This is a genomic window from Stenotrophomonas sp. TWI602 (genome assembly GCF_039674045.1).
Taxonomy (GTDB): domain Bacteria; phylum Pseudomonadota; class Gammaproteobacteria; order Xanthomonadales; family Xanthomonadaceae; genus Stenotrophomonas.
In genome coordinates this window covers 441,917-466,642 of sequence record NZ_JBDJMT010000001.1, presented here as the reverse complement: position 1 = coordinate 466,642, position 24,726 = coordinate 441,917, and the positions used below count along the sequence as shown (strand labels likewise).

Genomic DNA, 24,726 nt, shown 5'->3' with positions numbered 1-24,726 from the left:
CTTGCCCGTTTCAGCGAACAGGGGGAGCAGTTGATCCCTGCCGTGTCCCACTGATGTCTGACCGCCATCGACGCCCTGGCCATCCTTGGCCATGCGCCTGTGCTGAAATCAAGCCGATGCTTTCGCGGCAATCTTGATCGACTTGACGTTCACAAACTCCTTCAGACCTTCCGGACCGTGCTCGCGACCATAGCCCGACGCCTTCACACCACCAAACGGAAGCGCTGGCGATGCCACGTCGAAGGTGTTGATGAAGATCATGCCGGTGTCGAAGTACTTGGTGGCCAGCTCCCGGGCACGCTGCACGTCGCGGCTGAAGATGCCGCCGCCCAGGCCGTAGCGGCTGTCGTTGGCGATGCGCATCGCATCCTCATCGTTCTCGGCGCGGATGATGGCCGCAGCAGGGCCGAACAGCTCATCTTCGTAGGCCACCTGCCCCGGCGCCACATCCGCCAGCACCGTGGCCGGGTAGAACCAGCCGGTGCGGTCTGGTACTTCGCCGCCAACCACCAGACGTGACCCCTGGGAGACACTCTTGGTCACCTGTTCGTGCAGCTTGTCGCGCTGCGCCTTGGAGACCATTGGGCCGAGCTGGGTGTCGTCGGCATTCGGGTCGCCCATGCGGATCGCTTCGAACGCCTTTGCATAGCCGCTGACGAAGGCGTCATAGTTCTTCTTTGTCACGATGAAGCGCTTGGCGTTGACGCAGGTCTGCCCGTTGTTGAACAGGCGGCCCTTGACGCAGGTCGCCACGGCCAAGTCCAGGTCGGCGTCGTCCAGCACCAGATAGGCGTCGTTGGAGCCCAGCTCAAGCACGGTCTTCTTGAGGGCCGCGCCGGCCTTGGCTGCCACGGTACGCCCTGCCGCCTCACTGCCGGTCAGTGTCACCGCGCGCACCAGATCATTTTCCACGATGTCATTGGATTGGTCGTGGCTGATCAACAGCACCCCGAACAGCCCCTTGGGCAGCCCGGCACTCTCGTAGATGTCACGCAGCAGCAGCCCACTACCGGTGCAGCTCTCGGCATGCTTGAGCAGTACGCCATTGCCTGCCATCAGGCTGGCGATGGAATAGCGGATCGCCTGGTAGGCCGGGAAGTTCCACGGCTGAATGCCGTAAACCACGCCGATGGGCGCGTGGGTCACGATGCCTGTGGCACCTTCCACATCGCGCTCCTCATCGGCCAGCACGACCGGCCCCTGCTTGGCGGTGTAGTCACAGATACCGGCACACAGCTCGATCTCGGTGCGGCTGTCTTCAATGAGCTTGCCGACCTCGTCGGTCATCAGCTGTGCAAATTCTTCCTTGCGCTCGCGAAGTGCTTTCGCGATGCCAGCGATCACGGTTGCGCGCTCATCCAGGCTGCGCAGACGCCATTGCAGAAACGCTTCATGGCTTGCCTTCACAACGGCGGCGGCTTCGGCGTCAGACATGTAGGAATAGGTGGCGACCACTTCCTCGGTCAGCGGATTGATCGTGGTGAGTTGCTTGTTGGGCATGGAAAGAGACTCTTCACTTCAAAAGGCGGTCCGTAAAGGGTCGCTTTCGTGCAGTTCCTCTGCCGTGAATTCTTCAGCGACGCGCATCACTGGAAGTTCACTGGCTCGCATTGCTTCAGTGTGCGTTCGGGACGGGAGCATCAGGTGTGTTTCGCATCGTTGCCTGGCATCTCAGTAAAAATACTGACCGCAGGACAGTGGATACGCGCTTGTCGCGGTGCGGCATGCAGACGACAGTGGTCATGGAACCTTATGAGCCCATTGCCATGCGCCTGATGCCTTGCGTGTCCTCGCTTTCGCTGATGTCGATCCTGCTGCTTCCCGCCTGCCAGCGCCAGGAGAACCCGCCTGCCCGGTCGGAAGCCGCGCCAGCGCCGTCACCGGAGTCCCGCCCCGCCACAGCTGACGACCAGGATCAGGCAGAGGCGCGCGCGATTGCGAAGGAGGCCTACATCTATGCGTTTGCGATGCTCGAGAATTACAACACGCTCTACAAGCAGGTGGCCTCGCCCGAGGCCCCGGAGTACGTCGGCGGCTTCGGCAGGTTCCGGCACTATTCCGAGCTGTACACGCCGGACAACCACGACGTGGTGACGCCCAACAACGATACGCCCTACTCCTGGGCCTGGCTGGATCTGCGCGCGGAACCCTGGGTCGTGACCGTGCCCAAGGTGCCCGAGGGGCGTTACTACGTGCAGCAGTGGGTGGACCTGTTCACCTACAACTTCGCCTATATCGGTTCGCGCGCGACCGGCAACGGGGCGGGCAGCTATCTGATTGCCGGGCCGGGCTGGAAAGGCGACAAGCCGGCGGGCATCAAGGAGGTGTTTCCATCCGAAACATCGCTGGTCCTCACGCTCACGCGCACCGCGTTGAACAGCCCTGGGGACATCGCCAACGTCAAGAAGATCCAGGAAGGGATGAAGCTGCAGCCTTTGAGCAGTTACCTGAAGACCCCGGCGCCTCCGGCGGCGCCGCAGATCGAGTTCCCCCCGTATGACGCTGAAAAGGCGCATTCGCACGACTTCATCCGCTATCTGAATTTCCTGCTGCAGTTCACCCAGCCGACGAATCCGGACGAAGCTGGGCTGATGGCGCGTTTCGCCAAGATCGGTATCGGTCCCGGGCAGCCCTTCGATGCCGCTGCGCTGAGCCCGGCCCGTCTGGCCGCCATCGATGCCGGCGTCGCCGACGCGAAGGCGGCGATGGCCGAGAAGGCCAAGGCGACGCTCTCGTCCAATGGCCTGTTCGGCTCGCGCGCGTTCCTGAAGAACGACTACCTCACCCGTGCCATCGGGGCCGAGAAGGGGTTGTATGGAAACTCGATCGAGGAGGCGTGGTATGGCGGGTATGTCGGCGACGGCAACGCGCTGTCGATGATCCACTTCAGCAAGGATGCCCTGCCCCCGGCGAAGTTCTTCTGGTCGGTCACGCTGTACGCGCTTCCGGACCGTTTCCTGTATGCCAACGACCTGAAACGCTACTCCATCGGCGACCGTACCCCCGGGCTCAAGTACGACGCCGACGGCGGGCTGACGCTGTATATCGGCCACGCCTCCCCCGGGAAGGAGAAGGAGAGCAACTGGTTGCCGGCGCCGGCCGGCCCCTACAGCGCTGTCGGGCGTGTTTACGGCCCGAGCCGCACCGCCATCGAAGGCAAGTGGAACCTGCCTCCCCTGCAGCCGGTGCCGAACCCGACCCCCTGATTCAAGGAGAGATGCATGTACCATCATCGAATTCGATCGGCTACGGGAATCGGGATGCTGCTTGCCCTGGCCAGCGGCATGATGCTCAGCGCCTGCGGCGAGCGATCGTCCGACAATGAGAAGGACCGCGACGCCGCGGCAGGTCACGCCCCCGCCGCATCCCCTGCTGCTTCCGCCGTAGCGGCAGACACTGCCGCGCTGGAAGAAGCCAGGACGATCGCGCGCGACGCCTACGTCTACGGTGTCCCGATGGTGGACACGTACAAGACCGTCTATGCGTTCAACGTCGACACCTCCAACCCGCAGTACAAGGGGCCGTTCAACGCCATCCTGAATATCGCCCGGGTGTTCACCCCGGACGACACTGCATTCGTGACGCCGAATTCGGACACGCCCTACTCCTTTGCCATGCTGGATCTGCGGGCAGAGCCGGTGGTGATCACCGTGCCCAGGATGGCGAAGGAGCGTTACTTCGTCTTCCAGTTGATGGATCTGTACACCTTTAATTTCGACTACATCGGCAGCCGCACGACCGGCAATGACGGCGGCAGCTTCCTGATCGCCGGGCCGGGCTGGAAGGGTGAAGCGCCCAAGGGCATCACCAAGGTGATCCGCTCGGAGACCGACCTGGTCAGCGTGGTTGGCCGCACCCAGCTCTTCAATGCGGCAGACCTGGAGAACGTGAAAAAGATCCAGGCCGGCTACAAGGTACAGCCGTTGTCAGCGTTCGCCGGGACGCCCGCACCGCCGCCGGCGCCCGCCATCGCATGGATCACGCCCACGCCGCCTGCGCAGGATCGGACATCGCTGGAGTTCTTCAACCAGCTGGCGTTCCTGCTGCAGTTCGCGCAGCCGCCGCACCTGAGTGAGGCTGCCCTGCGCGAACGCTTCGCCACGCTGGGTATCGAGCCGGGCAAGCCCTTTGATGCGAACCGCCTGCCGCCGCCGATGCAGGCCGCGCTCAAGGAGGGCATGGCGGAAGGGCAGAAGCAGATCGATGACAAGCGCGCATCGCTTGGCGGCAAGACCGATGCCCTGTTCGGCAGTCGGGACTTCCTGAAGAACGACTACGTCGCCCGTGCCACCGGGACCCAGGTGGGCATCGGTGCGAACTCCCGCGAAGAGGCGATGTACCCCATCCTGGACAAGGATTCCGAAGGCCAGCCCCTGGACGGCAGCAAAGGCGCCTATACCCTGCGCTTTGCCAAGGACCAGCTGCCGCCCGTGGACGCCTTCTGGTCGGTCACCATGTACGGGCTGCCGCAGCAGCTGCTGGTCAAGAATCCGATCAACCGCTACCTGATCAATTCGCCGATGCTGGCTGGATTGAAGAAGGATCCCGACGGTGGTCTGACGATCTACATCCAGGCCGATTCGCCCGGCAAGGAGCGGCAGGCCAATTGGTTGCCCGCTCCCAAGGGACCGTTCGTGATGTTCATGCGCTACTACCGCCCGCAGCCGGCGCTGCTGGAGGGCCGCTGGACCACACCCGCCGTGATCAGAACGACCGACGGCGGAGCAGCAGCGAAACAAGCCGATCAGTGACCCGGCTACCGATCCCCGGGCGCCCGATCATCGCCGGTGTCGATCTGCCATGTCAGCTCGAACGTCAGCGCCAGCCGCTGACCTGGCTGGAGGTGGTTCGGTGCCAGCGTGAACCCATCGGGCGGGCCGGTCTGTGGCTCCACGCAGGTGGCGTGCGCGGCGCCGTCGTAGACCACCCAGTGTTCGGTGTCCGCTCGCATGCGCAGCCGCTGGCCGGCTGAGACGAGTACCACGTCGACGGGGCTTACAAAGCAGTCATCCCATGGCCCGGGCGCCGGACGCACGCAGGGCAAGGTAGCGATGCCCTCCCCGTCCCGGGGGTACATCGCCTTGGGAGCGAACAGCAGTCGGTCCGGTTTGCGGAACCAGGGATGCCAGCCGAGTACGGATGGCATGGGCTGGTCGCCAGCCTGCACGGCCAGATGCAGATCGAGGCCGTCGGAACGCATCTGGATGGCCTGTGTCGCTGTGCCCCCGAACGGCCAGTAGCGATCCTCAGGAAGCTCCAGCGACAACATGGCGCTATCCGCCCCGAGACTGTCGACCTGCCACGGCCGTGAAAAACCCACCCCGTGGATCGCATGCCCGCCGAAGTTCGTCGGCAGCGCATATCGGTTTCCATCAAACACAAAGCGCCCGCGCCGCAGGCGCCCCGCCCACGGCACCATCGGATAGCACCCCCATCCGATCGCAGCTGCCCCACCCTCCTGCTCGCCCACCAGCCAGTCCACACCGTCGTACCGCATCTGGGCAACGCGTCCACCGGCGTCCGGTGCAAGCGCGACCTCCAGCCTTCCTGCCCGCAACCAGTACAGGCGCCCAGCAGGCAACGGCGCCTGCGCATCGTCTTTCGGTGATGCGGTTTCAAGCGCCATACGGATCGATCGTCCGGATGCTGCCGTCCGCCTCCATCTGCAGCGGCGTGCACTTGACCGAGCGCAGGTGGGTCACGCCGCCGGACAACAAGGCGTCGTGATAGAAGAGGTACCACTGCGCCCCAAACGCGCAGATGGAGTGATGCGTGGTCCAGCCCACCACGGGTTTGAGGATCACGCCGGTATAGGTGAACGGTCCATATGGGCTGTCACTGATGGCGTAGCACAGCAGATGCGTATCGCCGGTCGAATACGAAAGGTAGTACCGCCCCTGGTATTTGTGCAGCCACGGCCCTTCGAAGAACCGACGCGCATGGTCGTCAGCCCGCAGCGGCTGTCCGTGCTCGTCCAGGATGACGATCTCGCGCGTGGGCTCCGCCAGCCGTGTCATGCCCGCGTCCAACCGGCCGACTCGCGGGCCGAGTGCCGGCGCGTCGCCGGTGGGCTCCTCATGCGCCACATCAAAGCGGTTGTCCCGGTACTTCTGCAGTTGGCCGCCCCATATGCCGCCGAAGTAGAGGTAATGGGTGCCGTCATCATCCTCGTACACGGCCGGGTCGATCGAGTACGTGCCCTCCATCGGCTCGGGCTCCGCAGTGAACGGGCCCTCTGGGTGATCTGCCACCGCGACGCCGATGCGGAACATGCCCTGCGCGTCCTTGGCCGGGAAGTACAGGTAGTAACGGCCGTCGCGATGCGCCGCATCCGGTGCCCACATCTGCTGCGCGGCCCAGGGCACGTCGCGCACATGCAGCGCCACGCCGCAATCGGTGGCCTCGCCCTCGGGGGAGTCCATCCGCAGCACGTGGTAATCCTCCATGCGGAAGTGGCCACCCTCGTCGTCGAAGGGCGCGCCGCCGTCGATATCGTGCGACGGATAGATGTACAGGCGCCCTTCGAATACATGGGCCGAGGGGTCGGCCGTGTAGATGTGGGTCACCAGCGGCGGGGAGATGGCATGCGCCTTGAGCTGATCAAGAGTGGGTCCCTGCCGACGCAGGTGCAGGTCCTGCTCGATGCGCGTCTCCATGCGCTTGTCGATCTTGTAGAAGAAGAGCAGCGCGACCGCGACCAGGAACGGCAGGGAGCAGTAGATGCTTACGGTCAGGCGGATGCCGTCCACCACGGCCTGGGGCTGTTGTTCCGCGCCGGCCTGATAGCCGTGGTGCGCAAGAATGCCGGCAACCAGCGCACCGCCGATGCTGAGCCCGATCTTCAGCCCGCACAGCATCGCGGAGAAGATGATTGCCGTGGCGCGGCGATGGTTCTTCCATTCGGAGTAATCGGCCACATCGGCGATCATCGCCCAGAGCAGCGGGATGGTGATGCCGTAGCAGAACCCGTGCAGCATGAAGGCGCCAAAGGCCACCCCCACCGCTGTAGGCGGAAACAGGTAGAACACCAGCAGGAACAAGGTCGAGACCAGCAGCGCGCCACCGAACACATCACGCTTGCCGAAGCGGTCGGCCAGGCGCCGGGAGACCCCAATGCCCAGGATCATGCAAAGGATGCCGCAGGCGTTGAACAGGCTGAAGGCCGAGGTCGCCGGATCCTCCGGCCAGGTGAAGCCGGACAGGCCCCATCCGTTGAGGGCCGCGTTCAATCCGCCGATGAAACGGTTGAAACCGGAAGCATCGAGAAAGCCCGCCAGCGCGGCCTCGCTCATGTAGTACTGGAAGTAGTAGATGTAGGTGCCGCCCTTCAGGGCCAGGTTGATGAAGACCAGCACCGTCAGGGCCAGCATCACCTTCCACGGCCGGTTGTGCAGCAGGTCGGACAGGTCCTGTAGCACCCCGCCGGTCTGTTCCTTCGCCGGCACGATGCGCTCACGGGTGGTGGCGAAGGTGATCAGGAAGAACAGCGTGCCCACCACCGCGAACACGGTCATCACCCGTTCGAACCCCTGCACGCGATCCCCGTCGCCCAGGATCAGCACCAGCGGCAACAGCAGGACCTGGATGATGAACTGCGCGATCATCACCGCCACGAAGCGGTAGGCCGAGAGGCTGTTGCGCTGGGCCATGCTGCCGGTCAGCACGCCGCTGAGCGCGGAGTACGGCAGGTTGTTGGCCGCGTACACGAACATCAGCAGGCCATAGGTCACCACTGCATAGAGGACCTTGCCCTGTGCGCCCAGGTCCGGCGTGCTGAAGGCGAGCAGTGACAGCACGCCGAACGGGATCGCCGTCCACAGGATCCAGGGCCGGAACTTTCCCCAGCGGCTGGCGGTGCGGTCGGCGGCAATGCCGATCAGCGGGGTGAACACGAAGGCACCCAGCAGGCCGATCACGAAGATGATGGTGGCCGCCGTGGCGGGCGGCAACCGGTACACATCGGTATAGAAGAACGCCAGGTAGGTAATCAGCGTCTGGAAGATCAGGTTGGCCGCGAGGTCGCCCAAGCTGTAGCCCAGCTTCTCCCGGACGGACAGCGTGTGCTCGGGGGTCTCCCCGTGGCGGGTATCAGTCACGATTCGCCTCCACGGTGAAGCGGCTCCGCACGCGGGCATCGGCGCTTGAGCCGCCTATCCGTACCTCATACGCCCCGGGCGGCACGGCATAGGTGCCGCGCGCGTCGTCGTACTCGCGCAGCGCCTGCTGCGCCTCGAGATCGAACGCCACGGTGCGCCGCTCGCCCGGCGCCAGATGAACGCGCTGGAAGCCGCGCAGCGTCTGTTGCGCATCGCCTGCGCCGGCCGCCAACCGCCGGACGTACAGCTGCACCACTTCATCGCCCGCACGCTCGCCGGTGTTGGCCACCTCCACCTGCACCTTGAGCGCGCCCTTGTCGGCGATGCGCGGCGCATCGAGGCTCAGCTTGCCGTAGTCGAAACGGGTATAGGACAGCCCGTAGCCGAAGGGATACAGCGGCGTGCCGCGGAAGTAGCGGTAGGTGCGGCCCTGCATCGCGTAATCATCAAATGCGGGCATCACCTGGTCTGCGCTGTAGAACGTTACCGGTAGCCGGCCGCCCGGGTTGACGTCGCCGAACAGCGCTTCGCCCACGGCGGTGCCGCCGCGTTGCCCGGGATACCAGCTCATCAGGATCGCGGACAGGTTCGCCTGAGCCCACTCCACCGCCAGCGCCGATCCTCCCGTCAGCACCATCACCACCGGCGTGCCCGTGGCGTGCAGCGCGTCCAGCAGGGCGCGCTGGGTGGCGGGCAGGCGCAGGTCGGTGCGGTCGCCGCCGGCGAAGCCCGGATAGTTGACCGTCATCTCTTCGCCTTCCACGTCGCCGGTCAGGCCGCCGACGAACACCACCACATCCGCGCTGCGGGCGGCATCGACGGCTTCTTCGAACGGCGGCTTCGCCCCGGGCATGCGCCAACCCAGCCGCACGCCGGCGTCGCGCTCGGCATCGTAGTACTCCAGCGTCAGTTCATAGGCACGGCCCGCCCGCAGGTCCAGGTCCACCCCGTCGCTGCGCAGGCGATCGCTGTTGGCCCAATGGTCCAGCACCCGCTTGCCATCCACGTAGAGACGGAAGCCGTCATCGGCGGCCGCCTCGATCCGGTAACGGCCCGAGACCGGCGGCAGCAGCTGGCCACGCCAGCGGATGCTGAAGCCATCGTTGGGAATGCCCTGCCCCGGCGCCGCTTCACCGCGGGCCAGCAGGTTGTCGGTCGGCGAGCCGCGGTCCCAGCGGAAGCCGATCTGCGCATCGGTGCGGACGAGCGCCGGTGTCCCGGACAGATCGGGCGTACGGAAGTACTCGCCGCGCAGGCCGCGTTCCGGGGAGTCGGCCGAGGGTCGCAGATACGCCGCCTCGATCAGCGGCGTCGCGCTGGGATCATCGCGTCCTTCGACCAGATCCACGCCGCGTGCATAGCGCACCTCGATGCCCTTCGCCGCGTCGCGGATGCCCTGCAGGATCGTCACCGGTGCCGCCGGTGTGCCGAAGTAGTTGCCGAGCAGTGCCATGGTGTCATCGGCAGTCGGGCCGACCACGGCAATGCGCTTGAGGGTGCGTGACAGCGGCAGCACGCCATCGTTCTTCAGCAGCACCAGCGATTCCTGGGCGGCCTTCAACGCCAGCGCATCGTGTGCCGGGGCCTGGTTCACCGACGCGGGTATCCGCGCCCAGCGGACGCGCTCGGGTGGATCGAACATGCCCAGCCGCATCCGCGCGGTGAACAGGCGCGTCACCGCGTCGTCGATCTCCGCCTCGCTGATCAGGCCCTGGCGTACGGCTGCGGGCAGCGTGGCGTACTCCTGGCCGCACTCCAGCTCGGTGCCATTCTTGACCGCCAGCGCCGCGGCGGCCTCGCGGGTCGGCACGATTTTGTGATGCTTCCAGATATCGACGATGGCCCAGCAGTCGGACACCACGTAGCCCTTGAAGCCCCAGTCCCGGCGCAGCACGTCGCGCAGCAGGAACTTGCTGGCGCTGGCGGACTCGCCGTACACCCGGTTGTAGGCGCCCATCACCGCGTCGACCTGGCCTTCCTTGACCAGTGCCTCGAAGGCCGGGAGGTAGGTGTCGTACAGGTCGCGCTTGCTGGGCCGTGCGTCGAAGTGGTGGCGATCCGCCTCGGGACCACTGTGTACCGCCAGGTGCTTGGCCGTGGCGTCGAGCTTGCGGTACACCGGGTCGTCGCCCTGCAGGCCGTGAACGAAGGCGACGCCCATGCGCGCGGTGAGGTACGGGTCTTCGCCGTAGGTTTCCTGGCCCCGGCCCCACCGCGGATCGCGGAAGATGTTGATGTTCGGCGACCAGTAGGTCAGGCCCTGGTAGCGGCCATGCGAGCCCTCGCGCACGAACTGGTGATGCTTGGCGCGTGCCTCGTCGCTGATGGTGGTGGCCACCTGCCCCATCAACGGCACATCGAACGTGGCGGCCAGCCCGATGGCCTGCGGGAACACCGTGGCCTGTCCTGCCCGCGCCACACCGTGCAGGCCCTCGTTCCACCAGTCGTAGGCCGGAACGCCAAGGCGCTCGATGGCCGGCGCGGCGTTCTGCATCTGGGCGGCCTTTTCCTCCAGGGTCATCTGCCCCACCAGCGCGGCGGCGCGGGTTTCAAAGCTGGCCGAGGTGTCCAGCCACGGCTGGGTTTCCGCGGCATGACCGGCGGTCGCCGCTGCCATGGCAGCGCACAGCACCAGGGTGCGGAAGGTGGGGCCACGACGGCCACTGCAGAGGTAAGGCGCACGCGTCATCATTTGCTCCTCAAGGCGCGCTCGTCGCGCGCGAATGGTCCCAGCAGCGCGCCGACAAAGCCGCCTGCGCGATCCGTACTCAACACCGTTCCGTCCACGTCGTCGGCGAGCGTCTGCCAGCCCTGCCCATCATCCGTGTCGAATGCGAACGCATAGCGGCCCCCGTCACCTGCGATCTTCAGGCGCAGCGACGTGGACGCCGTCGCGGTACGCGTGGCCAGGGTGCGGGTCACGCCGCTGCCATCGCGCCCTTCCAGGAAGATCGCCACGCGATCCCCGCCGAAGCTGCGCACGCCCAGGAAGTACCAGTAACGCTCGCTCTGGAACGCAGCAAGGCCCGCCGCCACACCCGTCGCCGGCCGCGTCATGTCGGTGCTGGCCTCGAAGCGCAGATGCTGCTGACGGCGGCCAAGGAAGGCGGGGTTGCGCAGCGTATCCAGGTTCTCCGGCAACGGATGCACGGCCAAGCTACCCGGACGCAGGCCCAGGTCTGCCCACGCCTGTTTGGGGACGCGTACCCGCAACCATCCCATGCCGAGCGTCGGTGCATCGAAGCCGTCGCGATCGACGAAGTTGCCGGTTGATGGGGCCTGCGAGGCATCGCCCTGCATCCACGACGGCGCCTTGACCACGTACGGAATGGCCTGGTTGGCCGGCAGGATCACCGGCCAGCCATCCCGCCATTGCACGGGCAGCAGATACGTCTCCCGCCCCGTGTTGTAGTGGCGCGTCTGGTAATTGCGACTGGCCAGGAACACCGCCCACCAGGCGCCGTCCGGACCTTCCACCAGATCGGCATGGCCGGCGTTGGTGATCGGCAGCGGCCGGTCGTCCGGCAGGTCGCGCTGGGTAAGAATCGGATTGCCCGCATACGGGAGGTAGGGCCCCCAGACCTCGCGGCTGCGCAGGACCACCTGGGAATGCTGCGGCCCGGTGCCACCCTCGGCATCGGAAAGGTAGTACCAGCCATCGCGCTTGAAGACATGCGGACCCTCGATCCAGATCGGGTTCTTCGCCGGCTCCACCCCGCCGTCGATGAGCACCCTGCGCGGCCCCACCGGCTTGAACGCGGCCAGATCGATCTGCTGCATCCAGATGGCGCGGTGGCCTTCGTAGCGCTGCGGACCGGGTGGCACATCGTTGTTGACCAGGTAGACGGCGCCGTCTTCGTCGAAGAACAGCGACGGGTCGATGCCCTCCACGCTGGGCAGCCAGTGCGGGTCGGACCAGGGGCCGGCAGGGTCGCGCGCGGTCGCGATGAAGTTGCCGCCACTGTCGACGGCCGTGGTGACCACATAGAACATGCCGTCGTGGTACTCGATCGCCGGCGCGAAGATGCCGCGCGATACGTTCAATCCATCGAAGTCCAGCTGCGTCGGGCGGTCGATCACGTTGCCGATCTGTTTCCAGTGCACCAGATCGATGCTCTCGAATACCGGAATGCCCGGGAAGAACGTGAAGCTCGAATTGACCAGATAGAAGCGGTCGTTGGCGCGGACGATGCTGGGATCCGCATGGAAGCCGGCCAGGATCGGGTTGCGGTAGTGACCGGCGGGCAGCGGTGCTTCAAAGGCCGCGTCGTGACCCGAATAGTCGAACCAGTCGAAATAAACCGGTGGCGCAGGCGCAGGCGCAGCGCCCAGTGGCGACACCGTCGCCGACAACAGCAGAACGACCGTGGCCATCAGCAGGCGCATCAGCGAATCTCCGCAGCGTTAAGGGAAAGCTCGAAGGGCCCGGCCGGCGCACCGCTGCTGTCGCGCAGCGTGCAGACCGGACCGTCCGCCCAGCAATAGCGCACACGCAACGCGCCGCTCCGGTCGTGCCGGCCGCTGGCCGGCTCCACGCAATCCATGCAATCCAACACAACCTCACGCCCCTCCAGCACCGCGTCGGCATAGCGGCAGTGCCGTGCATCGGCGTCACAGAGCTCGAATCCTATGGGGCCGTTCGCACCGGTCGTGACCAGGGTGCCGGTGACATTGTCGAACGCAATCCTTGCTTCGCCCTGCCCGCGCGACACGGTGCGAACCGTCGGGCCGGAAGGTGCCAGCGCCCGTTCGCCGTAGGCCACGTGACGTGCCACCCGGGCCAGGCGCCGGCCCAGCTCCTGTTTGTTGGGCGGGTGGATGTCGTACGCATCGCCGATGTCGATGGCCACCGCGAGCCCGGTAAGCGGGTCTTCCGCCGCGACGCGACGCTGCGCCTCGCGCACCTGCGCCCAGCCACTCTCCACCGGCGCCTGGGGCGGCTGCCCATAGCCGGCCAACTGCACCACCAGCAACGGCAACCGCGCACCGAACCGGCTGCGCCAGTCATCGCGCAGGCTGCGCAGCTGGTTGGCATAAGCGGCACCGTCCGCCGTGTTCGACTCGCCTTGGTACCAGAGCATCCCACGCAGGCCATAGCCGCCGAGCGGTGCGATCATGCCGTTGTACAGCGTCGACAGACCGGTGGCGGCATGCCATGGCGCCAGCGGCGGTGGTTGTGTGCCGGGCGCCACCCGGTAGTGCCACGGTGCGTCCAGGACGATGCGCGTGCCGTCGTCCAGCTGCACGGCGTGAGCGTCGGCCGGTCCCGACAGCCCGCCCTCGCCGTAGGTATCCAGTACGTTGATCACCACCGTGTTCTCACCGGCGTTCAAGAGCCCGGCCGGAAGTGTGTAACGCCGCGCCTCCCCGGCACCGTACTGGCTGCCCACCGCCACGCCGTTGACCCAGGTCATGTCCGTCTCATCGACGGCGCCCAGCGCAAGCCGTGCACCCTGCGCCGCCTGCGCGGCGGTCAGCGTGACCTGGGTGCGGTACCAGACCATGCCGTTGTACGCGGCAAGGTCCGGCACGCCCCAACGCTCCCATGCCCCCAGCGCGGCGGGGGCCCTGTGCCATGCCGTGTTGTCTGCGCCTGGCTGCCAGGGAGTGTCGCCTTGCCGGGCTCCGTCGCGCGTCGACCACCACTGCTGCCATACCTCGCCCCAGCCCGCGGTTGCCGCCGCAGGGTTGCTTGCGTAGAGCGCGAGCAGGTCAAGCGCGGGGTCCATGCCGCCCTGCGTATGCAGCGCGTCGGCGCTGGTCCACGCCTCGATCCGCGAGCCGCCCCACGCCGCCTGGATCAGCCCCATCGGGACGTTGACGGTCTTCTGCAGTTCACGCGCAAAGTAGTAACAGGCGGCGGAAAAGCCCCGCACCGCGGCTGGCGACGCCGGCCTCCACGCCGTCGGCGCCGGGAACGTGCTCTGCGGCGTAACGGCTTCGGCCTTGGGCACGGTGAGCAGGCGAATCGTCGGGTGCGTGGCGGAGGCGATCTCACTGTCTGCGTCGAGCGCGCGCCAGACCGGCAGGTCCATGTTCGACTGCCCGGAACACAACCAGACATCACCCATCTGCACGTCATGCACGTTCCGGGTGGCGTGCCCTGCGCGGACGCTCATGTCGTGAGGGCCGCCAGCGGGAATGGGTTTCAGCGTTGCATGCCACTGGCCGCCGGCATCCGCGCGCGTGGTGACGCTTTGTCGCGCGAACGCCACGGAAACCGGAGTGCCGGGCGCAGCATGGCCCCAGACCGGAATCGGCTGGTCGCGCTGCAGCACGGCGTGGTCCTGGAACAGTGGATGCAGCAGCCGTGTGGCCGGTTCCTGTGCCACCGCCGGCATGCCAGCGCATGCCACGGCGGTCGCCAGCATCCAGACGATCACCCGTGTCCGACTCATCGCCCGTCTCCCGGCGCGGAAGGAAACTGCAAACGCTGGTACCAGGTCAGCGCGTGTGGCGGCGCGGTTTCGCCCGCAGGCAAGGGCCTGCCGCTGATCGACTGGAAGTACGCCACACTGGCATCGCGCCACCACTGCGCTTCGCGCCGCTGGATGCTGAGGAAGGCGGCGACCTGCGCATGCCGCTGCGCATCCACCCTGCCCTGGAGGCCTGCCCAGGTGGCCTGCATTCCTTCCACCTGACGCACACCCAGGGAGTAACGCCCCACCAGTTCGTCCCACAACGGTCGTCCCGAGGCCATGCGGTGATTCCACGGGACATGGTGGAACCACAACAGGAGCGGCTCCGGCACCCGCGCCAGGTCGCCGTACACGGTGGCCACCTCGGGGGCGTACTGGGCCACCGCGTTGCTGCCGCTCGCGGTGCGATCGAAGCCGATGCCATCGCGGTCGGCGCGGTGGTAGTACACGGCGGTCCAGTCCGCGCGCGGACCGCCGTCCACCCAGGGGCCGGGCCCGTAATGGTGCCCGCGCGCCATCAGGTGGTGCAGACCCAGCGGCGTCATGTAGTTCACCGCGGCCTCGCGCGAGACCATCATCATCTCGACGATGGGCACGACCACCTCGGGATCCGGCGCGAACGTCATCGCGGCCCAGTCCGCCGCGATGTCGCCGGCAGACTGGGCCGGATTCCAGGCGAGACGGCCGAAGGTGTACCAGTTGGCCTGGTCGAAGTGCGACCCACTCCAGGTGCGATCGCTGCCGATGTTGGCGACGCCGGCGATCCCGGTCAGAAACTGCGCGACCGTGGCGCCCGCACCGCGTGCGTGGGTGTCGGACTGCAGCACCTCCTCGTACAGCGGCCCCAGGTAGACCAGATGCGTGGCGAAGCCGAGATACTCCTTGGTGATCTGGACCTCCATCATCAGCGGCGTGCGTGGCATGGCCCCGAACAGGGGATGGAACGGCTCCCGCGGCTGGAAGTCGATGGGCCCGTTCTTTACCTGCACGATCACGTTCGGGCGGAAGTCACCGTCGAGCCCGGCAAATTCGTTGTAGGCCTGCGTGGCGCGGTCCTCGGGCAGTTCATGCGCGTAGACGAAGGCGCGCCACATCACCACGCCGCCATGCGGTGCCAGCGCGTCCGCCAGCAGATTGGCCCCGTCCGCATGCGAACGGCCATAGTCCTGCGGTCCGGGCTGTCCTTCCGAATTGGCCTTGACCAGGAAGCCACCGAAATCCGGAATGCGCGCGTAGATCTCGTCAGCCTTGTCGCGCCACCAGCGCTGCACGTCCGGGTCGAGTGGATCGGCGTTTTTCAGCCCGCCCAGCTCGATGGGCGCGCTGAAGCGCGCGCTCAGGTATACGCGGATGCCGTACGGGCGGAACCTGTCTGCCAGCGCGGCGGCTTTGATGAGATATGCCGGCGCAAGGCTCTGCGCGCTCGCGTTTACATTGTTCAGTACGGTGCCGTTGATGCCGAGCGAGGCGTTGGCACGCGCATAGTCCGTATAGCGTGGGTCCCGCCACTCCGGCAGGGTCTGCCAGTCCCACAGCGAGCGGCCCGCATAGCCGCGTTCCACATAGCCGTCCAGGTTGTCCCAGTGGTCGAGCACGCGCAGTCGGAGGCGGGGTGATTCGCGAACCTCGAGGGCATCGAGTGACGCGCCGGTCTGCAGCAGTCGCAGCAGATGGAACACGCCATACAGGACGCCGATATCCCGGCGCGCGGCTACCAGCAACACCTCGCGCCCGCCGATGTGCGCACGCCTGAGCAGGTAGCCATCGTCGCCGAGTGAGTCAATCTCCTGGCGGAGGGGCGCGATCACGGCCGACGAATCCGGGGTGCCCAGCACCACGGTGGGGTCTGCGCTTGGCGCGATCTGCATCCGCGGCGCGCGACCCAGCAGGCCGGTGAGGCCACGCACAAGTTCCTCACGCGCGGCGCGTTGCGTCGGGGTCTGATCGGGAGCCACGACCCCGCCCAGCCGTGCCCGGGCGTCCGCCGCGAGCGCAGGTTCCAGCGGTGCGTAGCGCAGCCATAGGGCGTAACCGTCCTCTGCGCGCACGGTGCCCGAGCAGGCGAAAAGCGCCACGGCGACACCCAGCATCCAGTGACACCGCTCGACATTCCGGCGCAGCAGCAGCGTCGCCAGCAAACCTTGTAAGCTGGGGATGTGCCCGCCTCGCGGCAGCGTCACAAAGAAGAAAGGCAACACGCATTGGACAAGCCGAAGAAATCGGTCCGCCGCAAAACCAGTGGCGTGACGATCGACGAGGTGGCTGCCCTGGCCGGGGTATCGCCGATGACCGTGTCGCGCGCGATCAACCAAGGCAAGGTGCGCGATGTCACGCGCGAACGGGTGATGCGCGCGGTGCGCGAACTGGGCTACACGCCCAACCTGGCCGCGAGTTCGCTGGCCGCGGCGCAGCACACGCGGATCGCGCTGATCTACACCAATCCCAGTGGCGCCTACCTGCGGGAGCTGCTGGTGGGCCTGCTGCGTGTCGCGTCCAACGCGGCCATCCAGCTGGTCATCCATTACTGGGACAACTTCGACCCCGAGGCCGAGCGCAACGCTGCACGCGCCTTGGCCGGACGTGTGGATGGCGTCATCCTGCCGCCGCCGCTGTGCGAGTCGCAGGCGGCCGTCACCGAACTGGTCAGCGCCGGCATCCCGGTGGTCGCGATCGCATCGGGGCACCTGAGAGACGATCTTTCCTGCGTCCGCATCGACGACTTCCATGCGGGCAAGGAGATGGCCGAACACCTGATCCAGCACGGGCACCGACGGATCGGCTTCATCTGCGGCCGCAGCGACCTCAGTGCGAGCGCGCGTCGCTACGATGGGTTTGTCACCGCCCTGCAGGAGGCAGGGCTGCAGGTCGAACCCGGCCTCGTCGAACAGGGGGATTACACCTACCGTTCGGGGCTTGCCGCGACCGAGAAGCTGCTGTCCCAGCGTCGGCCGCCCACGGCCATCTTCGCCAGCAACGATGACATGGCCGCGGCGGCCATCTCCGTTGCGCACCGACGCGGCCTCGAGGTGCCCCGCGATCTGTCGGTCGTGGGCTTCGATGACACCTCGGCGGCAACGACCGTCTGGCCCGAGCTCACCACCCTCCATCAACCCATCGCCGCGATGGCCGACGCCGCCATCGATATCCTGCTGCGTACCATCCGCCGCAAGGGCGACGACACGCGCGTGCTGACCGATCACGTCATGCCGCACCGGCTGGTGGTGCGCGACTCGGTCGCGCGCCCGCCCAAGCGCTGAGGGCGCAGGCCGCATCGTCACGCGCCGGGGCATGCGATGGTGGCCTCCGCTTCATTCAAGGCGCCCAGGGCAACGCGTGACACCGAGAGCGTCATCGCGCCTGCCGTCCCGAGCGACCAGGGGCGATCCAGCTTGCCGACCTCCGCGCCGGCCGCCGCCAGACACTTCAAGGGCACGCCCACGCGGGTCCATTGGCCCACGGGCAGCGTTGCCAGCGCCGGTCCGAGCGCGACGCGTGCCGAACAACCCGTGCCGCAGCCCACGGACAACCACGCCTCGCCCTGGGGTGCGGCGTCGACGCGCATCGTCGTCAACAGCATCAGGTCGCCGTTGCTCTCGCGCTGCAGGTCCAGCGGCGTGTGCGACTGCAGCGCGACGATCGCCTCACCCTTGCCCGACCACGCCAGACGGCGACCATCTTCCTGTGCCAGGTGATCCACGCCGGTGACCTTCAGCAGGTCGCCCTCGAGGGATTCCGGCACCTGCGTGACGGTTACCCCCTGCCCGGCGCTGCCCTCCAACCGCAGGGCCATGCCGGAGCCGGCATCCCCGCGCGCGAAGAACACCCCGGCGGCCCCTTCGTTGCCCGTCACGCCCGAGGCTTCCGGCAGCGCGGCCAGATCGCCGTTGTCGGCATAGGTCAGGCCGAAGCCGAAGGCGAACAGGGGGTTGTAGTCCTTCTGCCCGACATTGTTGGCGTACTGCGTCGCGGTGCGCGGCCAGCTGAAGCTCAGCTTGCCCTTGAAGTCGTGCTGCACGCTGCCATCCGGCCTGCGCAGCAGCACATCGGCAATGCCGGCACCTTCCGAACCGGGCAGCCAGGCCGCCACGAAGGCATCGGTGGCGTTGATCTCACGATTCACCCAGAGCGGGCGTCCGCTGAGGAACACCGCGATCACGGGGATGCCGTCGGCCTTGAGCCGCTTGATCAATGCCAGATCCGCGTCGTCCCCCGGCTTGTAGGCAAGGGTCGCCAGATCGCCCTGGAACTCCGCATAGGGGTTCTCGCCGAACACCACCACGGCCACATCCGGTTTCGTGGTGTAAGCGCCATCCACCGCCAACTGCGCTTCGCCGCCAGCGGCCGTGGCCTGCTGCGCAATGCCCTCGTAGATCGTGTCCGCGTTCGGGAAGTCTTTGCGGGTGGTGCCGGTGCCCTGCCAGTTCAGCGTCCAGCCGCCCGCCTGCTTGCCCACGTCGTTGGCACCGTCACCGGCCACCAGGATGCGTTGCTTCGGCGACAGCGGCAGCACGCCGCCCTGGTTCTTCAGCAGCACCAGCGATTCGCGCACCGCCTGGCGTGCAACCTGACGATGCTCCGGCGCACCGACCAGTGCGAACTGCCCACCGACCGCGCGCGACGATGGCTTGCCCGCCTCGAACAGGCCCAGCCGCATCTTGACCCGCAGAATCCGGCGCACTGCGTCGTCCAGGCGTTGCTGGGGAAGGGAGCCGTCCTTCACCGCGGCCAGCGTGGTCTCGTAGAAACCCTTCCAGCTGTCCGACGCCATGGCCATGTCCAGGCCGGCATTGATCGTGGCCGGACAATCGGTGGTGGTGCAGCCCTTGACCTGCCCGTGGCCGTTCCAGTCGCCCACCACGAAACCACCGAAGTGCATGCGCCCCTTCAGCGCATCGGTCAGGTACGGCTTGTTGCCGTGCATTTTTTCGCCGTTGACGCTGTTGAAGGAGGCCATCACCGTCTGCGCGCCCGCCGCGATGGCGGGCGGATACCCGGCCGCGTGGATGCGCACCAGCTCGGCCTCGCTGATCCGGGTATCGCCCTGGTCCTTGCCGTCGGTGGTGCCGCCATCACCGAGGAAGTGCTTGACCGACGCGATGACATGGCGACCGTCAAGGAAGCCTGGCGAGCCCACCTTGCCCTGCAGGCCCTCGACCATCGCGCCGGCATAGCTGGCCACCACCTCGGGCGACTCGGCGTACCCCTCGTAGGTACGCCCCCAGCGGTCGTCCTGCGGTACTGCCACGGTCGGCGCGAACGCCCACTCCATGCCCGTCGCACGGGTTTCCAGCGCGGTGATCTCACCGATACGGCGCAGCAGCTCCGGGTTACGGGTCGCGCCCAGGCCGATGTTGTGCGGGAACAGGGTCGCGCCGATGATATTGCTCTGCCCGTGGACGGCGTCGATGCCGAACAGCACCGGAATCGCCTTGCCGCCCTGCGAGGTGTCCATCGAGGCTGCGTAGAACGCATCGGCCAGCGCCAGCCATTCGGCAGGCGAGGCATCATAGCGGCCGCCGGGATCGGAGTTGCCGCCCGCGAGGATCGAGCCGAGCCGGTAGGTGCGGAGGTCCTCCGGCGTGATGCTGGCAATGTCACCCTGCACCAGCTGACCCACCTTTTCCTCCACCGTCATGGTGTCCATCAGGTCGGTGATCCGCTTCTCCAGCGCGGCATCCTGGGGCAGCGGCCAGGTCACCTGCGGCCACGGATCCGCATCGGCCGCCGCCGGTGCAACGGCCTTGTCATCGTTCCCGCAGGCAGCCAACACCCCCATCAGCGCGGCCAGCAGCACGCCACGGCGGGCGTGGGCAAGGCGTCGATTCGTCATCGTGTTCATCCTTCCATCTGCTCCAGTTCCTTGCCCTTGGTTTCGCGCACGTACCTGAGCACGAAGAAGACCGAGATGATGGCCGAGGCCAGGTAGAGGCTGTAGGTCGCCGCGAGCCCGATGGCGGCCAACAGGATGGGGAACGTCACCGTGACCGCGAAGTTCGCGGTCCATTGCGCCGCACCCGCCACGGCCAGTGCCGAGCCGCGGATCTGGTTGGGGAACATCTCGCCCAGCATCACCCACATCACCGGCCCCCAGGAAAGATTGAAGAACACCACGTAGGCATTGGCCGCCACCAGCGCCAGCGTGCCCATGCTCCCGGGCAGCTGCAGGCGCCCATCGGCCAGCGAGCCACTCGCGAAGGCGACCACCAGGAGCGCCAACGACACCGACATGCCGGCCGAGCCGATCCATAGCAGCGGCTTGCGCCCGATGCGGTCGATCAGCAGCACGGTGACGACGCAGGCGCCAATGCTGAGCGCACCAGACAGCACGTTGATCAGCAGTGCGTCGTTCTCGGAAAAACCGACCGCTTGCCAGAGCACGGCGCCGTAGTAGAACACCACGTTGATGCCAACCAGTTGCTGGAAGATGGCCAGGCCGATGCCGACCCAGACAATCGGCCGCATCCTCCCGGTGACCTTGCTGCGCAGGTCCGACAGCCGCGGGCGATGGTGGTCCGTCGACAGCGAGGCGTCGATCTCGGCCAGCTTGGCCTGTGCCTCCGCACCGCCGAACAGCCGCGTCAGCACGTGCAGCGCCTCGTCCTTGCGGCGCTTCACCACGAGGTAGCGTGGGCTCTCCGGAATGGTCAACAGAAGCGCCAGGAACAACAGCGATGGCACCGCCTGCATCCAGAACATCCAGCGCCACGCCGCGTACCCGCCCCACAGCGCCTCGGTCGAGGCACCGGCGGTGGCCGCCAACAGATAGTTGGAGAGGAACGCGACGGTGAGGCCGCTGATGATGGCGATCTGCTGGACCGTCGCGAGGCGGCCACGGTAACGCGCCGGCGCAACTTCGGCGATGTACGCCGGCGAGATCACACTGGCTGCGCCGACCGCAAAGCCCCCCAACACCCGCGCGATGATGAACAGGGTCGAGGACGCCGCCGCGCCTGCCCCGATCGCCGACAGCAGGAACAACACCGCCGAGACGATCAACACGTTGCGGCGTCCCAGGCGGTCGGACAGCCGCCCGGCGCTGAAGGCACCGATGGCGCAGCCCAACAGCATCGAGGCGATCTCGAACCCCTGCATCCACTCGCCTGACCGGAACGTCTGGTGCAGGCCGTCCTGGGTGCCGTTGATCACGCCGCTGTCGAAGCCGAACAGGAATCCGCCAATCGTCGCCACCACGCTGATCAATACGATCAGCCGGGTGTTCTCCCTACCGCTCACTGCCTGGTTCATTGCCCTGCCCCTCCCCGGTTCGGTGTCATCGCTGCGAGCTGTCGCGCTCAGCGCAGCAGGTACTGGTTGAGCAGGTTCTCGTAGCGTTCCTGCTTGCCGCTGGTCTGGTTGGGCTCACCGCCCTTGGCACCCAGTGCGGCCAGGTCCGTGAGGCTGAGCGCGCCTTGCGCGAACTCCTTGCCGGCACCAGTGTCGAAGCTGGCGTAGCGCGCCGTGCGCCACTGTTCCAGCGGGGAGTCGTTGATCAGCGCGTGGGCCACTTCCAGCCCGCGTGCGAACGCGTCCATGCCGCCGATGTGGGCGATGAACAGGTCTTCCATGTCGGTGGATTCGCGACGCAGCTTGGCGTCGAAGTTCAGGCCGCCCTCCAGGCCGCCCTGCCGCAGGACGACCAGCATCGCGCCCACGGTGTCGTAGAGGTCGGTCGGGAACTGATCCGTATCCCAGCCGTTCTGCGCGTTGCCGCGGTTGGCGTCGATGCTGCCCAACAGGCCGCGGTCCGAGGCGACCTGCAGATCGTGCTCGAAGGTGTGGCCGGAGAGCGTGGCGTGGTTCGCCTCGATGTTGAGCTTGAAGTCCTTGTGCAGGCCATGCTCCTTCAGGAAGCCCGCCACGGTCGCGCTGTCGAAGTCGTACTGGTGCTTCATCGGCTCCATCGGCTTGGGTTCGATCAGGAAGTTGCCCTTCAGGCCGATGCTGCGGCCATAGTCGCGCGCCATCGTGAGGAACCGCGCGAAGTGATCGACCTCGCGCTTCATCTGCGTGTTCGCCAGCGAGGCATAGCCTTCGCGGCCGCCCCAGAACACATAGTGTTCGCCGCCCAGTTCAACCGTCGCCTCCAGGGCGGCCTTCACCTGCACGGCGGCGCGCGCCACCACGGCGAAATCCGGATTGGTGGACGCACCGTTCATGTAGCGCGGGTGCGAGAACAGGTTGGCTGTGCCCCACAGCAGTTTCATGCCGGTCGCATCCTGCCGCGCCTTGGCCAGGCCCACCATGTGCTTCAGATTCTTCTCGTACTGGCCGACGTCGTCCGCATCCGGCGCCAGGTCGATATCGTGGAAGCACCAGTACGGCACGCCGAGCTTGGTGAAAAATTCGAACGCCGCGTCCACCTTCGCCTCGGCGGTCGCCATCGGCGAGCCGGTCTCCCACGGGAAATTGCGGGTGCCCGGACCGAACGGATCATGCCCGGCGTTGCAGAACGTGTGCCAGTAGCAGGCCGCGAAACGCAGATGCTCCTGCATGGTCTTGCCACCGATGACCTTGTTCGCGTCATAGACCTTGAACGCGAGCGGGTTGTCCGAGCCGCGGCCTTCGAAGGGGATGCGGCCGATGCCGGGGAAGTATTCCTTGGCGCCGATGAAGGGTTGATTGCTCATGGTGCGTCTTCCTGTCGTTGTGCGAGGTGGTGCGTAGAGGGATCAGCCGCGATACAGCGGCGTGAGCGCGTCGAGATGTCGCAGGAAACGTGCATAGGCCGCGGCATAGGCGTGCGTACGCATCGGATCCGGGTGAGCGGACTGCAGCGGGTCGACCGCAACGTGCCGGTCCGCGATGTCGGCGATGGAGGCAGCGTCACCGCGTGCGTGACCCAGCGCCCACAGGGCCTGCAATGCCGCGCCGAACGCCGCCCCCTCGGACTGGGTCGGTACGTCCACCGGCAGGCCGAAGACATCGGCCACCATCTGCCGCCACTGCGCGCTGTTGCTGCCGCCTCCGGTCAGCACGATGCGGTCGAACCGCATGCCCGCGCGGACAAAAGCGTCGTACCCATACTTCAGGCTGTACGTGGCGCCTTCCATGGCCGCGCGGTAGAGGTGCGCCGGGGTCATGTTCGTCGTGTCCAGGCCCGCCAGGACGCCCTTGCCCAGCGGCAGGTCCGGCGTGCGTTCGCCATTGAGGAACGGCAGCATCACCAGGCCGTCGGCACCGGGCGAGGTCGCCCGCAGGTGTCCATCGCCATAGCGGGTGCTGAAACCGAAGGCGTCGGCGACCTGTTCGGTCACGACGGTGCAGTTCATCGTGCAGATCAACGGCAGCCAGCCACCGGTGGACGAGCAGAACGCGGCCCAGGCGCCGTCCGGATCGACCACGGGCGTATCCGAGTAGGCGAACAAGGTGCCCGAGGTGCCGAGGCTCATCGCCAGGCGGCCGGGCACGACGCAGCCGGTACCGATGGCGGCCATCATGTTGTCGCCCCCGCCGACCGCAACCTTCACCGTCCCGGGAAGCCCCAGTACGCCCGCCGTGGCCGGATCGATAGCGAACAGCTCGTCGGGTGCGGCGATGCGCGGCAGGCACAGGGCCAGGTCGCGCGCCGGATCGGTCGCGCGCAGCAGCGCGGCCGACCAGGTCCGGGTGCGCACGTCCAGCCAGCCCGTGCCCGACGCATCGCCGTACTCGCAGAAGCGCTGGCCGGTCAGCACGAAGTTGAGGTAGTCGTGCGGCAGCAGGATCGTTGCGAGCCGGGCGTAGGCGTCGGGCCGATGCGTCTTCGTCCAGGGCAGTTTGGACGCGGTGTAACCTGTCAGGATGGGGTTGCCGGCCAGCGCGATCGTGCGCGCGGGTCCGCCGAGTGCGTCCATGATCTGCACGCACTCGGCCGAGGTGCTGGTGTCGCACCACAGCTTGGCCGGTGCCAGGACCTCACCCGCGGCATCGACCGGTACGAAGCCGTGCTGTTGCCCTGAGACCGCCAGCGCGGAGATGCGGGAACGCACCTTGGAATCGATCGCACGGAAGCAGGCCTGAAGGGCTGCGACCCACGCGGCCGGCTGCTGCTCACGGCTGCCATCGGCGGCGGACGCCAGCTCCAGAGGTGAGCTCGCGCTGGCAATGAGATGCCGCCCGGCAGGGTCGTACACCACGACTTTCAGACTCTGCGTACCTGCATCGATTCCTGCAACCAGATCCATCTATCTCATCCCGTGGGTGTATGGAGGTAGCGCTACCATTTCTGTGCA

General features: G+C 66.8%; 14 protein-coding genes and 1 pseudogene. 3 read left to right on the top strand and 12 right to left on the bottom strand.

The genetic code is table 11. The features are described from left to right. Positions 1–108: 108 nt before the first annotated feature. Positions 109–1,500, bottom strand: a complete 1,392-nt coding sequence (locus ABE483_RS02005; RefSeq protein WP_346480990.1) for an aldehyde dehydrogenase family protein — start codon at positions 1,498–1,500, stop codon at positions 109–111. Positions 1,501–1,646: 146 nt separating this feature from the next. On the opposite strand from ABE483_RS02005, the gene ABE483_RS02000 reads away from it, so the two are divergent. Next, positions 1,647–3,206, top strand: a complete 1,560-nt coding sequence (locus ABE483_RS02000) for a DUF1254 domain-containing protein (protein ID WP_346480989.1) — start codon at positions 1,647–1,649, stop codon at positions 3,204–3,206. Between the two features lie 54 nt (positions 3,207–3,260). Next, a complete protein-coding gene (locus tag ABE483_RS01995; protein WP_346480988.1) occupies positions 3,261–4,751 on the top strand; it encodes a DUF1254 domain-containing protein in 1,491 nt (496 codons plus the stop codon). A gap of 5 nt (positions 4,752–4,756) precedes the next feature. On the opposite strand, the gene ABE483_RS01990 is transcribed toward ABE483_RS01995, so the two are convergent. The 7 genes and pseudogenes from ABE483_RS01990 to ABE483_RS01960 form a co-directional block, all read right to left on the bottom strand. Beyond that, a complete protein-coding gene (locus tag ABE483_RS01990; RefSeq protein ID WP_346480987.1) occupies positions 4,757–5,626 on the bottom strand; it encodes an aldose epimerase in 870 nt (289 codons plus the stop codon). After that, a complete protein-coding gene (locus ABE483_RS01985; RefSeq protein ID WP_346462696.1) occupies positions 5,616–6,566 on the bottom strand; it encodes a glycoside hydrolase family 43 protein in 951 nt (316 codons plus the stop codon). Before ABE483_RS01985 ends, ABE483_RS01990 begins: the two co-directional genes overlap by 11 nt. Positions 6,567–6,614: 48 nt before the next feature. Then, positions 6,615–8,096, bottom strand: a pseudogene (locus tag ABE483_RS01980) (MFS transporter); the annotation flags it as partial. Continuing rightward, a complete protein-coding gene (locus ABE483_RS01975; RefSeq protein ID WP_346481056.1) occupies positions 8,089–10,713 on the bottom strand; it encodes a glycoside hydrolase family 3 C-terminal domain-containing protein in 2,625 nt (874 codons plus the stop codon). The gene ABE483_RS01975 and the pseudogene ABE483_RS01980, both read right to left, overlap by 8 nt. A gap of 71 nt (positions 10,714–10,784) precedes the next feature. Then, positions 10,785–12,482 carry a glycoside hydrolase family 43 protein gene (locus ABE483_RS01970; RefSeq protein WP_346480986.1) on the bottom strand — a complete coding sequence of 566 codons (1,698 nt, stop codon included), beginning with the start codon at positions 12,480–12,482 and terminating at the stop codon, positions 10,785–10,787. Next, on the bottom strand, positions 12,482–14,494 hold the full coding sequence (locus ABE483_RS01965; protein WP_346480985.1) for a sialate O-acetylesterase: 2,013 nt from the start codon (positions 14,492–14,494) through the stop codon (positions 12,482–12,484). The genes ABE483_RS01970 and ABE483_RS01965 overlap by 1 nt, the downstream gene beginning before the upstream one ends. Next, the gene (locus ABE483_RS01960) at positions 14,491–16,605 is read right to left on the bottom strand and encodes an alpha-glucuronidase family glycosyl hydrolase (RefSeq protein WP_346481055.1); all 2,115 of its coding nucleotides are present in this window, start codon (positions 16,603–16,605) and stop codon (positions 14,491–14,493) included. The genes ABE483_RS01965 and ABE483_RS01960 overlap by 4 nt, the downstream gene beginning before the upstream one ends. Positions 16,606–16,716: 111 nt before the next feature. Between ABE483_RS01960 and ABE483_RS01955 the strand changes: the two genes are divergently transcribed. Further along, positions 16,717–17,772, top strand: a complete 1,056-nt coding sequence (locus tag ABE483_RS01955) for a LacI family DNA-binding transcriptional regulator (protein ID WP_346462363.1) — start codon at positions 16,717–16,719, stop codon at positions 17,770–17,772. A gap of 17 nt (positions 17,773–17,789) precedes the next feature. Here the strand turns inward: ABE483_RS01955 and ABE483_RS01950 are convergent, their stop codons facing one another. From ABE483_RS01950 to xylB, 4 genes are read right to left on the bottom strand one after another with little or no spacing between them, the layout of a single operon-like run. Next, positions 17,790–20,354: an exo 1,3/1,4-beta-D-glucan glucohydrolase gene (locus ABE483_RS01950; RefSeq protein WP_346480984.1), complete on the bottom strand. Its 2,565-nt coding sequence runs from the start codon at positions 20,352–20,354 to the stop codon at positions 17,790–17,792. Continuing rightward, positions 20,351–21,760, bottom strand: a complete 1,410-nt coding sequence (locus tag ABE483_RS01945; RefSeq protein WP_346480983.1) for a sugar porter family MFS transporter — start codon at positions 21,758–21,760, stop codon at positions 20,351–20,353. Before ABE483_RS01945 ends, ABE483_RS01950 begins: the two co-directional genes overlap by 4 nt. A 47-nt stretch (positions 21,761–21,807) precedes the next feature. After that, positions 21,808–23,142 carry a xylose isomerase gene (gene xylA / locus ABE483_RS01940; RefSeq protein ID WP_346480982.1) on the bottom strand — a complete coding sequence of 445 codons (1,335 nt, stop codon included), beginning with the start codon at positions 23,140–23,142 and terminating at the stop codon, positions 21,808–21,810. 42 nt (positions 23,143–23,184) lie between these two features. Further along, the gene (xylB, locus tag ABE483_RS01935; protein WP_346462367.1) at positions 23,185–24,678 is read right to left on the bottom strand and encodes a xylulokinase; all 1,494 of its coding nucleotides are present in this window, start codon (positions 24,676–24,678) and stop codon (positions 23,185–23,187) included. Positions 24,679–24,726: the final 48 nt, after the last annotated feature.

What these genes read in the sequence shown, in the direction of transcription:
- ABE483_RS02005 (WP_346480990.1), bottom strand. Translation starts at nt 1,500, where the DNA reads ATGCCCAACAAGCAACTCACCACGATCAATCCGCTGACCGAGGAAGTG.
- ABE483_RS01995 (WP_346480988.1), top strand. Translation starts at nt 3,261, where the DNA reads ATGCTGCTTGCCCTGGCCAGCGGCATGATGCTCAGCGCCTGCGGCGAG.
- ABE483_RS01990 (WP_346480987.1), bottom strand. Translation starts at nt 5,626, where the DNA reads ATGGCGCTTGAAACCGCATCACCGAAAGACGATGCGCAGGCGCCGTTG.
- ABE483_RS01975 (WP_346481056.1), bottom strand. Translation starts at nt 10,713, where the DNA reads ATGGCAGCGGCGACCGCCGGTCATGCCGCGGAAACCCAGCCGTGGCTG.
- ABE483_RS01970 (WP_346480986.1), bottom strand. Translation starts at nt 12,482, where the DNA reads ATGCGCCTGCTGATGGCCACGGTCGTTCTGCTGTTGTCGGCGACGGTG.
- ABE483_RS01965 (WP_346480985.1), bottom strand. Translation starts at nt 14,494, where the DNA reads ATGAGTCGGACACGGGTGATCGTCTGGATGCTGGCGACCGCCGTGGCA.
- ABE483_RS01960 (WP_346481055.1), bottom strand. Translation starts at nt 16,605, where the DNA reads ATGCTGGGTGTCGCCGTGGCGCTTTTCGCCTGCTCGGGCACCGTGCGC.
- ABE483_RS01950 (WP_346480984.1), bottom strand. Translation starts at nt 20,354, where the DNA reads ATGAACACGATGACGAATCGACGCCTTGCCCACGCCCGCCGTGGCGTG.
- ABE483_RS01945 (WP_346480983.1), bottom strand. Translation starts at nt 21,760, where the DNA reads ATGAACCAGGCAGTGAGCGGTAGGGAGAACACCCGGCTGATCGTATTG.
- xylA (WP_346480982.1), bottom strand. Translation starts at nt 23,142, where the DNA reads ATGAGCAATCAACCCTTCATCGGCGCCAAGGAATACTTCCCCGGCATC.
- xylB (WP_346462367.1), bottom strand. Translation starts at nt 24,678, where the DNA reads ATGGATCTGGTTGCAGGAATCGATGCAGGTACGCAGAGTCTGAAAGTC.